7 protein-coding genes and 1 pseudogene are annotated in these 10,972 nt (G+C 48.6%); 3 read left to right on the forward strand and 5 right to left on the reverse strand.

The window, feature by feature from the left end:
• Nucleotides 1-70: 70 nt before the first annotated feature.
• Complete coding sequence (locus KDK15_RS17610) at nt 71-1,474, reverse strand: OprD family porin (protein ID WP_257296701.1); 1,404 nt, start codon at nt 1,472-1,474, stop codon at nt 71-73.
• Between the two features lie 311 nt (nt 1,475-1,785).
• Between KDK15_RS17610 and sbcD the strand changes: the two genes are divergently transcribed.
• From sbcD to gltS, 3 genes are read left to right on the forward strand one after another with little or no spacing between them, the layout of a single operon-like run.
• Nucleotides 1,786-3,075 carry an exonuclease subunit SbcD gene (gene sbcD, locus KDK15_RS17615; RefSeq protein ID WP_257296702.1) on the forward strand — a complete coding sequence of 430 codons (1,290 nt, stop codon included), beginning with the start codon at nt 1,786-1,788 and terminating at the stop codon, nt 3,073-3,075.
• On the forward strand, nt 3,075-6,749 hold the full coding sequence (locus KDK15_RS17620) for an SbcC/MukB-like Walker B domain-containing protein (protein WP_257296703.1): 3,675 nt from the start codon (nt 3,075-3,077) through the stop codon (nt 6,747-6,749). The genes sbcD and KDK15_RS17620 overlap by 1 nt, the downstream gene beginning before the upstream one ends.
• A gap of 21 nt (nt 6,750-6,770) precedes the next feature.
• Nucleotides 6,771-7,997, forward strand: coding sequence for a sodium/glutamate symporter (gltS, locus tag KDK15_RS17625; protein ID WP_257296704.1), 1,227 nt, complete (start codon nt 6,771-6,773; stop codon nt 7,995-7,997).
• A gap of 582 nt (nt 7,998-8,579) precedes the next feature.
• Here gltS and KDK15_RS17630 read toward each other — a convergent pair.
• From KDK15_RS17630 to KDK15_RS17645, 4 genes and pseudogenes are all read right to left on the reverse strand, one after another.
• The gene (locus KDK15_RS17630) at nt 8,580-8,882 is read right to left on the reverse strand and encodes a type II toxin-antitoxin system RelE/ParE family toxin (protein WP_257296707.1); all 303 of its coding nucleotides are present in this window, start codon (nt 8,880-8,882) and stop codon (nt 8,580-8,582) included.
• Entirely contained in the window at nt 8,872-9,123 is a 252-nt protein-coding gene (locus KDK15_RS17635) for a type II toxin-antitoxin system Phd/YefM family antitoxin (protein ID WP_257296705.1), read from the reverse strand. Before KDK15_RS17635 ends, KDK15_RS17630 begins: the two co-directional genes overlap by 11 nt.
• A 146-nt stretch (nt 9,124-9,269) precedes the next feature.
• On the reverse strand, nt 9,270-9,674 hold the full coding sequence (locus KDK15_RS17640; protein ID WP_257296706.1) for a helix-turn-helix domain-containing protein: 405 nt from the start codon (nt 9,672-9,674) through the stop codon (nt 9,270-9,272).
• A 262-nt stretch (nt 9,675-9,936) separates the two neighbouring features.
• Nucleotides 9,937-10,928, reverse strand: a pseudogene (locus KDK15_RS17645) (IS30 family transposase).
• Nucleotides 10,929-10,972 lie beyond the last annotated feature (44 nt).

Here is a 10,972-nt window from a genome sequence, read left to right on the forward strand (position 1 = left end):
CTCGCTACGGGGTCGCCTAGACGGGCGCTATTCTCGGACAGCCTCTTAGGGAACCAGCAATTTTCCTCAATCAGAACAGTGTGAAGTTGTAATCCAACCACACACGCAGGTCGTTTTCCTGCTTGTTAATCGCTTTCCTCAAATCTTCATCGTTTCGATAGATACCGTATTTTAGCTTGAACTTCATGCCTTTAAGCTGTGGCTGGGGGAACTTATAAATAATATGGAAATCGTTCTCGTATTCAGACGTACTTTTCTTTGAACCTGTTGTTTTATCCTTGACTTCCATTCCAGAGCCGTAATGGAGTGAATAGCCCAGCTCCAGACCCTGCACACCTAACCTGGAAAAGTCATAGGAAGCACCAATCATCCAGACGGTTTCACCGTCGTATAACATGTCTTCGGCAAAGCCGCTGGTGTTTAAATCCCAGATACCGTGAGTGTTTTTACCGTAGTCATAGTAATATTGTCCGGGGCGGACATAGCCGTTAGGTGTGTCATCCGGATTCTTGCCTTCTGCTTCCTGAGATGTTTCGGCTTTGACATGGCTGACACCAGCTTCAAAATGCCATGAGTCCACATCCAGGGCCGCGAACAGGTTGCCTGCTGTAGCTTCATCGTCAAAGGCCGGGCTATACCAGGCGTTACCTTCCCATAAGTCACCATCTTTCCTGGTTTTGTAGTATTTACCGCCCAGAGTGAGAACCCTGTCTCCGGCAATGGGGGTTTCGAATGTCACTTCACCATTGTGGCCGTGCAGATAATCTTTGGCGAAGGCATTCCTGTATTTCAGCTTCAGTTTACGGTCATCAGCAAGATGGAACGTATAAGCGAGTTCGCCTCCGATGATACGGTCAATCTGTTTGCCACTGAAGTTGGTTAAATCATGAAAGCCGGTCTGGTTCCGCAGAGACATTTGATCAACAAAGGCCAGACCAAAGTCAAAGTCGAAGAGCTGCCCCTCCAGTTTATATCCACGCCAGGTACTTTGTGCTGAACGGGAGCCGGAACTGGAGATCAAACCGGTATACACCAGCTGTCGTCCGGCCTGAATATGGCCAGAGATATGATCAATGGAGTTTGGTAATTTCAGGTCAACCCAGGCTTGACCGAGCTTACCATAGCCTTGACCATCCATTTTTCCATTGGCTTTCTTTTCATCAATCAACAGCTGATAGGCGTGGCTGTTGTTTTCATCCATATGCAGTTTGGTAACACCATAAAAAGTACCACCAATAGCCAGAAAATCGGCCAGATAACCGGAATTCAGGTGCAACCATAATGCGCCTGTCCAGGCACCAGCGGTTTTATCCTTTTCTTTATTTTGAACGTCGTAGTAAACCGTTCGCAGCCTGCCATCCATAGTGGCGTCATCGATGAAGGAATCAAAAGAAGAATTCGCTAGGGCTGTTGTAGTGCTGGCCCAACTGGCAGCAACAGCACAGCACAACAGTGTTCGTTTAAATGCTGGCACAACTCAATCCTGTTGATAGTGGCTGGGATTGGAGGAGTTAACAGAGTGGAAGTATAGAAGATGAAAAACAGAATAGAGAAGGAACTGTCCGATGTGAGCAATTGTGAAAAAATAATATAGAATCTACCGACCGAGGATATGATGATCAAGCTATCCTTTGGCAAGAACCGATTTCGCAAGAAGAGTGAAACAAAAACCTGGTGCCAGATCATTGGCTACAGTTCGGTTCTGGTGTAGCTTCACTTTTTTACTTTTTCACCAGGGGATGTTCACATTAGGCTGCCCCCTGACTTTCCGAAACTTAAGGCATCATGCGTATTCTTCACACATCTGACTGGCACCTTGGCCAGCACTTTATGGGCAAAAGCCGGGAGGCAGAACACCAGGCCTTTCTGGACTGGCTGATTGAGCGGGTACAAGAGCAGCGCATCGATGCCCTGATTATTGCCGGTGATATCTTTGATACCGGTACCCCACCCAGCTATGCCAGAGGGCTGTATAGCCGTTTTATTGTCAGCCTGCAAAATACACACTGCCGACAGCTTATCGTGATTGGTGGCAACCATGACTCGGTGGCCACACTGAATGAGTCAAAAGAGCTGCTGGCCTGCCTGAATACCTTTGTGGTGGGTGGCGTCAGTAAAGACTCCCGGGAACAGGTTCTGGTATTGAACAACGCTCAGGGCAACCCCGGCGCGGTTATCTGCGCCATTCCGTTCGTCCGATCACGGGATGTTCTGGAAAGTCAGGCGGGAGAGACCGGTGAGGATAAACAACAGGCACTGCAACAGGCGATTGCTGCCCACTATCAAACCATTTATACAGAAGCTGAAAAGCTGGCAGAGGAACGGCTGCCCATTATTGCAACAGGGCATTTAACGACAGTAGGCGGGCAACTGAGCGAATCCGTGCGTGAGATTTATATCGGGACCCTGTCGGCATTTCCGGTATCCGCATTTCCCAAGGCTCACTACATTGCCCTCGGCCACCTTCACCGGCCACAGGTCGTGGCGAAGCAGGAACATATCCGCTATTCAGGTTCACCGATCCCGCTGAGTTTTGATGAAGCCGGATCCGATAAGCAAGTCATTATTGTGGACTTCAGGGAAAACGAGCTGAATAAAATTGAGTCCGTCATTGTTCCTGTTTTCAGGCCTCTGATCAGCCTCAAGGGCTCCCTGGACAGTATTGACCAGCAGCTGGCCACTCTTGCCAGTGAGCGGGCCAATGAAAATGAGCAACCCCAGGCTGAACTCAACCCATGGCTGGAGATTGAAATCACCACTGACGCTTACCTTCATGACCTGCAAAGCCGGGTCGAACAAATGGTGCTTGCCAGAGAGGAACTGTCCTTATTTGAGCTGCTGAGGGTAAGAAGAAAACGGGAAAAAGCCGCAGCATCCTTAACCGTTGCCGACCAGGAGAGTCTGGCTGAATTGAACGTTGAAGATGTTTTTCAGCAACGGCTGCAGCAGGAAGAGCTTACCGATGACCAATCACAGCAGCTGACCGGTGCGTTTCAGGAAATACTTGAAGACGTGTTTGCAGCAGATAAAGAGCATCCCATACTGGCGCAGCATGACCAGAAGGACAACGCCTGATGAAAATTCTCAGCCTGCGCCTGAAAAATATTAACTCCCTCAGGGGCGAGTGGAAAATAGACTTCCAGAGTGAACCTTTTACCAACACGGGTCTTTTTGCCATTACCGGCCCGACCGGTGCTGGCAAAACCACGTTACTGGATGCCATCTGCCTTGCCATGTACCATCAGACTCCCCGCCTGACCACGATCTCCGCTTCCGATAACGAGCTGATGACACGACATACCGCTGAGTCGCTCGCAGAAGTTGAGTTTGAAGTCAAAGGTAAAGCTTATCGGGCCTTCTGGTCACAACGCCGGGCCAGGGGAAAAACGGATGGCAAGTTGCAGGCGCCACAGGTCGAGCTGGCCGACAGTGACGGCACGATTATTACCACCCGTATCAGCGATAAATTGAAAAAGGTCAGTGAGCTGACCGGCCTGGACTTCGGGCGTTTCACCAAATCCATGATGCTGGCCCAGGGTGGTTTTGCCGCTTTTCTGGAAGCCAGTGCCAATGACCGGGCAGAACTGCTGGAAGAACTGACCGGTACCGAAATATACGGAGAAATCTCCCGTCGGGCCTTTGAGCGCATGCGCACCGAAGAGCAGCAACTCGAACTGTTAAAGGCCAGAGTGGGCGGTATTTCTCTACTGAACGACGATCGACTTGCAGAGCTGAAAAAAGAACAGAATCAGCTTGCCGTACAACAGGAGGAAACCAGCAATGAACGCCTCTTCCTGAACCATCAGAAACGCTGGCTGGAAGAGCTGGCCAGCAGAGAACGTGAACAGGAGAAAGCCCGGGAGTCTTTGGACAATGCCATTCAGCACAAAGCAGAACACAGCGAGCAAATAAAACGTCTGGAGCAGGCCCTGCCCGCCATGGAGCTTCTGCCGGACTGGGATCGGTTGAGCGAACTGAAACAAAAGCATCAACGGATACAAAAGACACTGGCTGATCATCAACAGGAAAAACAGGTCACCACCGAACAGGCAGAAAGCGTTCAGAAGCAGTGCCAGATTCAGTTGAATGCCTGGGAAAGCTATCAGCAGGAACAGGAGCAAACCGAATCCCTGCTGGTAGAGCTAGTCATCCCACTGGATGCTGATATAGAGAGGCTGACCAATGAACAACAGGCCATCAAAGGCAAATTGCAGGCGGCTGAACATGAGCAGGGCATACTGAACAAAAGCATTGCTGATGACCAGCAGTCCCGGGAACAACTGACTGAGCAGCGTCAGGTGGCTAACCATTACCTGGAACAGAATGCACACCAGCAGACGCTGGGAGAACAGCTGCCGGTATTACAAACCCTGTTTGAGCAACGTGAAACCGCCAGCCAGGGTGAACAGCAGTTTGTTCAAGCCATTCATCAATTAGAGCAGGAACGCCAGAGCCTGAACGCACAACACCAGACACTGGAAGAGTATATTCAGTCTCTGGCCAGAACACGGGAACAACGGGCCAGCCAGAATAAAACACTGCTAGAGAACAAAGTAGCCCTGTTAAATGGCCAGGAAGAAGCGCAGCTGCAGACAGATCAGCAACAGTGGCATGATCAATACCCGATATGGCTGCATCTGAATAACCTCAACCAGCAATTTACCCACTGCACTGCTGATTTACAGAAAGAGCAGAGCCTCCATAGCAACCTGCAGCAATCGGCAGCACAGCACACCGACAACATTGAAAGATGCAGGGCAGAGTACCGGAATGTCAGGCAGCACTGTCATGACCTGGAACAGCTGTTAGCTCAGGAGCGGCAGATCACCAGCCTTAAGGACTATCGCAACCAACTGCAGGCCGGAGAGGCCTGCCCCCTTTGCGGCGCCACAGAACACCCGGCGATTGAACATTATCAGCAGCTGAATATTTCCGATACCGAACAACGTTTAACCGCCAGACAACGGGAACTGGAGCAGCTGCAGCTTCAGGGCGAGAAGCTGAGTAAAGAAGCTGCGCGCTTACAGGTACAACTGGAATCCTCAGAACAGACCATTAACAAGCTGCAAAATCAGCTTGCCCAGGTCACATCAGACTGGTCCGCCACCAGCAATGCCCAGTCTCTTTCCCTATCGATCAACAATACCGAAGAGTATCAGAGCCACTTCAAACAGTTTTCAGAGACCGGCGAGACCCGGAAAAAGCAGCTTGAAGCACTGAACCAGCTTAATCGCCGCATTCAACTTGAACAGCAGCAGCTGGACCAGCTGAATAAGGACATGACCCAACACACCCATCAACGGGAGGTTAACCAGCATCAGCAAAGCCAGATTGACCAGCAGCTGTCCGAAAAGCGTCAACAGCTTGAGCAAAGCCAACACGCCAACCAAGCTTTGGAAGAGAAGATCAGGCAGAGAATTCAAACTGCGCTGCATCTGGAGATTCCTATCCTGTCAGAGCAATCAACCTGGCTGAGTCAGCAGGAAAAAAACTGGCAACAATGGCAGCACATCACCGCTGAACAACAAGTGCTGGATGAGAAAATCCAGGCCATTACCCAGCAGCTGAGTCACAAGCATCAAAACCGGCAAAAAGCCGACGAACTCCTCCGTGAAATTCAGCAAACGCTGGATAACACCAACGCTCAGAGACAACAGCAGCAACAGCAACGGCAGGATCTGTTTGGCCAGAAAATTGTGAGTGATGAGCGACAGCGACTCAAGTCACGGGTTGTTGAAGCAAAGGCACACCATCAACAAAGCCAGAGTCAGTTGAAAGCGATTGATGACAAGCTGGGCCAGCTGACCGGAATCGTTCGACAGCAGACCATGGAACAGGAAGCATTGAGTGAAGAACTGACAATCGCCGGGAAAACCTGGCAGGCATTGTTAAACGACAGTCCATTCCAGGATAATGAACATTTCCAGCAAGCACTGCTGGATAAAGAAGAGCGAAAGACACTGACAGAACTGAAACAGTCTATTGAACAACAGCTGCATGAGGCAAAAGGCAAGCTTGCCTCGGCGGAGGCCAACCTGAAAGCCCACATTGAACAGCCAGCGACTGAACTATCCCTGGATGAAGTGACTGACATACTGACCGCATTGGACAATCGTATTCGTTTAATCAATCAACGACAGGGTGAGATTACACAGGCGCTGAAAGACGACGAAGACAAGCGTCTTGGCCAGGCCAGCCTGTTCAAGGATATTGCGGCGCAAGAGCATCAATATCAGGTTTGGGCACAACTCAGTGGCCTGATTGGCTCCAGCAAAGGCGACAAGTTCCGTAAATTTGCCCAGGGCCTGACGCTGGATCATCTGATTCTTCTGGCCAACCGGCAGCTGGAACAGCTCCATGCCCGCTATCTGCTCAACCGAAAAAGCAACGATGAACTCAGCCTTGAAGTGTTGGATACCTGGCAGGGTGACTCCGCAAGGGATATCAAAACCCTGTCCGGTGGTGAAAGCTTTCTGGTCAGCCTGGCGCTGGCACTGGGGCTGTCTGATCTGGTCAGTCACAAGACCCGAATCGACTCGCTGTTTCTGGATGAAGGGTTTGGTACACTGGATCAGGAAACACTGGAAACCGCACTCAGCGCCCTGGATAGCCTGAATGCCAGTGGCAAGATGGTCGGTATCATCTCCCATATCGAGTCTCTGAAAGAACGGATTCCCACCCGGATAGAAGTGATAAAAGAAACCGGACTGGGCTACAGCAAACTGGGTAGACGCTTTGCCTGTATCTGATCACTTTTATTTTGAGGGTTTATGAATCAACTACTGACTGTTGGCCCGCTTGAGTCGTTTCTCATTGCCATTTTTGTGCTATTCTTGGGGCATTTTATCAACGCCCGAATTCCGGTGCTGAAGCAGTTTAATATTCCTGAGCCCATTGTTGGCGGACTGATCATTGCCGGTGTTATTGCCTGGCTGCACTTCAATGGTATCGGGATTGAGTTCCACCTGCCCCTGCAAAACACCTTTATGCTGATGTTCTTTGCCACGGTTGGCCTGGCCGCCAGCTATACCCAGCTCATCAAAGGCGGGGTCAAGGTGCTTGTTTTCCTGGCCGTGGCGTCTTTCTACATCGTGCTGCAAAATAGCCTGGGGATGTCACTGGCCACAATGCTGGGGCTTGACCCGCTGATGGGATTAATTGCCGGGTCAATCACCCTTTCCGGTGGTCACGGCACCGGTGCTGCCTGGTCTCAGACTTTCCAGCAAGTATACGGCATGCACAATGTGCTTGAGATTGCCATGGCCTCAGCCACCTTCGGCCTGATCATGGGCGGTATTATTGGCAGTCCGGTGGCCCAGCGACTGGTGGATAAATATGGCCTGAAATCCAGATACGGCAACACCAATAGAACCCATGATCAGTTTCCTGAACTGGTGACTTACAACGAAAATGAAGAAGACAATGTCACCTCAAAAAAGATGATTGAATCACTGTTTATGATTCTGATCTGTGTGACCGGTGCCAAGTACCTTGAAATCTGGGTCAACAGCTTTGAGATCAAATGGCTGATGATTCCGGATTTTGTCTATGCCCTGTTTATCGGCGTTATCATCACCAACACGCTGGAAGTTACCCGGGTGAAAAAGCTGGATATTGAAACCATCGATATTCTGGGCACGGTTTCCCTGGCCCTGTTTCTGGCCATGGCCCTGATGAGCTTAAAACTCTGGAATATTCTCGATCTGGCCATCCCGATCCTGATCATATTGCTGATGCAGTCCGTTATGCTGGCAATATTTACTTATGTGGTGACCTTCCGGGTGATGGGGAAAGACTACGATGCGGCGGTTATTGCCAGCGGTCACTGTGGTTTTGGTCTTGGCGCAACCCCCACAGCGGTCATGAACATGGGTTCCGTCGTTAACCGCTTTGGTCCTTCACCCCAGGGGTTTATGGTTGTGCCGATTGTCGGGGCTTTCTTTATTGATATTGTCAACCTGATTATTCTGCAGGCCATATTGTCGATTTTTGGTTAATCAACCATCGGCCCTGGTACGTCATTTCAATGAGATTGATGTATACACTCTCCGTTCACCCTGAGCGTCCTTCGACTCCTCAGGATGCACGGTCGAAGGGTGTTTTGCACGAACTCATGGGTCCTGGGTTTGCGCCCTTCGACAGGCTCAGGACGAACGGAGTGCTGAGGCTTATGATAACGATACCCCCTCAAACTCCGTTCACCCTGAGCGGAGTCGAAGGGTGATTGGCACGGTCTTTATTCAGGGTATGAAGTTTGGACGTCAATGATAGAAGGACCTCATCAATTGCACTGAAACCGTTTACTAATTTTCAATTGGTTGTGTTTTTGGACAGTCTCCTGACAAAAGTACCTGCGGACTCAGTCGTATATTAGGCCATGCCAATGCTGGTTGAGAAAGACTGGCTCTTTTAAACGCTTCTGAATAGCGGGCCATTGATCACTCACTGGCCGCCCCCGGTTTAGGTTGCTAAATTCAGAAGAGGCGACAACTATGTTGGCACAAGGGTTCATATTTACACCTATTTTAAAGGATCTATCTTGAATACCGAATCACCATTAATTGCCAAATCCCAATTCGTTAGGTGCGTGTTTGATAGCTGACCCGCTTATTCAGTGTGCGGTAGACGGAGTCCTTTTCTCTTTTTCCGATAGCTAAAATATAAACAACAAGCTCATTGTCGACTACCTCATAGGCTAACCGGTAACCTGCTGCTCTGAGCTTAATTTTGTAAACATTATCAAAACCCTTCAACTTTGCAGATGGGACATGAGGATTCACTAATCGCTCTTCCAGCTTTTTCTTAAATTGAGTTTGAATAGGATGAGCTAACTTTCCCCACTCTTTAAGTGCCGCTGGAAGAAACTTTAACTTATAAGTCATCAAGATTGACTTCCACAGCCTGGTCTTTATCTTTCAACCTCTCTTCAACCAGTTTTCCAAGCTGGTAATCATCTATAAGTTCCACCATCCACTCATAAGTTTCAGCAGGAATCAAGTAGGCTGCCGGTTTGTTATGATTCAAAATTGCAATTGGGGAGCCTTCTGAATCGTTTAAGAGAGCTGTAGGATTTTTCTTTAGTTCTGAAATGCTTGCAGAGCAGTCAGCTAATATTTGTCTCATATCACACTCATAAAATGACTAATATTTAGACCAAATATTAGACCATATTTCTGCTAATGCATATCTTAATCTTAATGTTTGGTAGAGCACATAACGAATAAGGATAGATTGCGGCTGGGCGCAATCTATCCTTATTCGTTGTTCACTTACTCAAAGCCTTCTGCCCAAGCAGTATCGGACATTCTCGGGTCGTCGATCCGCTGGCCGAAGCAGTTGTACCTCTGTTCCTTGACTTGGCGAAACATGAACGGTTCAAACAACATCCGGTAAATTTTTGTAGTGTTGCCCCCTTTTTTTGTTTTGCGCTGGCAGCTTTCAATCAAGCGTTCCTGTTCCAGTTTTTTCAAACCGGCACTAACTGTCGGTTGGCTGGCCCCCACTATTTCAGATAATAGTCCCTGACTCGGCCAGCACTCCCCCTCCGAGTTGGCAAATGTTGCCAAAACTACCAACAAAAACTTTTGCGTCGAGTTGAGGGACTCAAGTCCTTTGGTATTAAGTTGTACACGGATCATCTTCAGCACCCCGATACTGTACGCAAAGGAAATCATTGCTATACTACCCCTTGAGCAATAGCTCTTAGATGGATAGAGAAACCCGACGAGGAGTGCCACCTCCGTTTGAGTCGGGTTTTTTCTTGTTTGTCTAAAATAGACTATGCACTAGCGAGGGCAAGGTATTTTTCGATATACCCTATCGAAAAACAGCAATTCTAATATCAAAATTTCGATACAAACAAGATAAAGAACAGTATCAAAGAACAAGTTACACGCTACAAAAAATAAAAAAGAAATAATAAAAAATAACCTGAATTCAAGTCATAAATGCATAACCCATGATTTTTCTTGCATCTATTCCGGTTAACTCCTTGAATGCCTCATAAGGAGTCTTGTAACCAAGACATTTTCTGGGCCTACTGTTCAGCTTATCGACCGCTATCATGACTTCTTTTTCTGTGACGTTATTAAGTTCCATAGACTTGGGGAAGTACTGCCTGAGCAGGCCATTAGCGTTCTCATTCTGACCTCTCTCCCAGGAGTGATATGGTGCAGCAAAGTAACTGTCACATTTCAAAGCTTTGGCAATCTCCTCATGCTGAACAAACTCCTTACCATTGTCGTAAGTGATAGTTTTGACGAACTTTTTCAGGGGCTTGAGCGCGCCGATCATCGCCTGTTTAACCGCTTTTGCTTTCTTGCCAGGCAGAGGAACAGCAAGGCGAAGCTTGGTCTTCCGTTCATCCAATGTTGCGATGGCTCCTTTATGGTTTTTACCTATTATGGTGTCAGCCTCCCAGTCACCAACACGTTCTCTGTTGTTGGCTACTGCTGGACGTTCTTCAATACCAACCCGGTTAGGTATGCCGGTTCGGTTATGGGCTGAGCCATATCTTTTTCGGTACGTCTTTTTCTGGTGTCGCAAGTGCTTATAGAGGCTGCCACCGTTACGCTTATCATCTGCGATAAACTGATAAATTGTTTCGTGGTGTAGCTTGATCTCTCCTTCCTTTTTAAGCCTTCCCGCCACTTGCTCAGGACTCAGTCTGAACAAATATAATTGGAAATTCGTCGTTTAATATCTTCTGTCAGCTTAACAGCCTTGTTTTTTTCCTTGTGTCGCTTTTGGGCCATACGATGGGCCTGCTGGTGCCTGTAACCACGCAGCCCCTTGTTTCTCCCTAACTCTCGCGACAGAGAACTCTGTGAACGTCCAAGTTTTTCTGCAATTTTGTTTTGGGAAGTCCCATTTTTCAGTTCGATTTCGATATAATGTCTCTCTTCAGAGCTCAGGTGCTTAAAGGCCATCCGTGGCGTCCTCTGTTTGGTTTGGTTGCTTAACAGAGTACCCC

It is taken from the genome of Endozoicomonas sp. YOMI1 (genome assembly GCF_024606345.1).
Lineage (GTDB): Bacteria > Pseudomonadota > Gammaproteobacteria > Pseudomonadales > Endozoicomonadaceae > Endozoicomonas.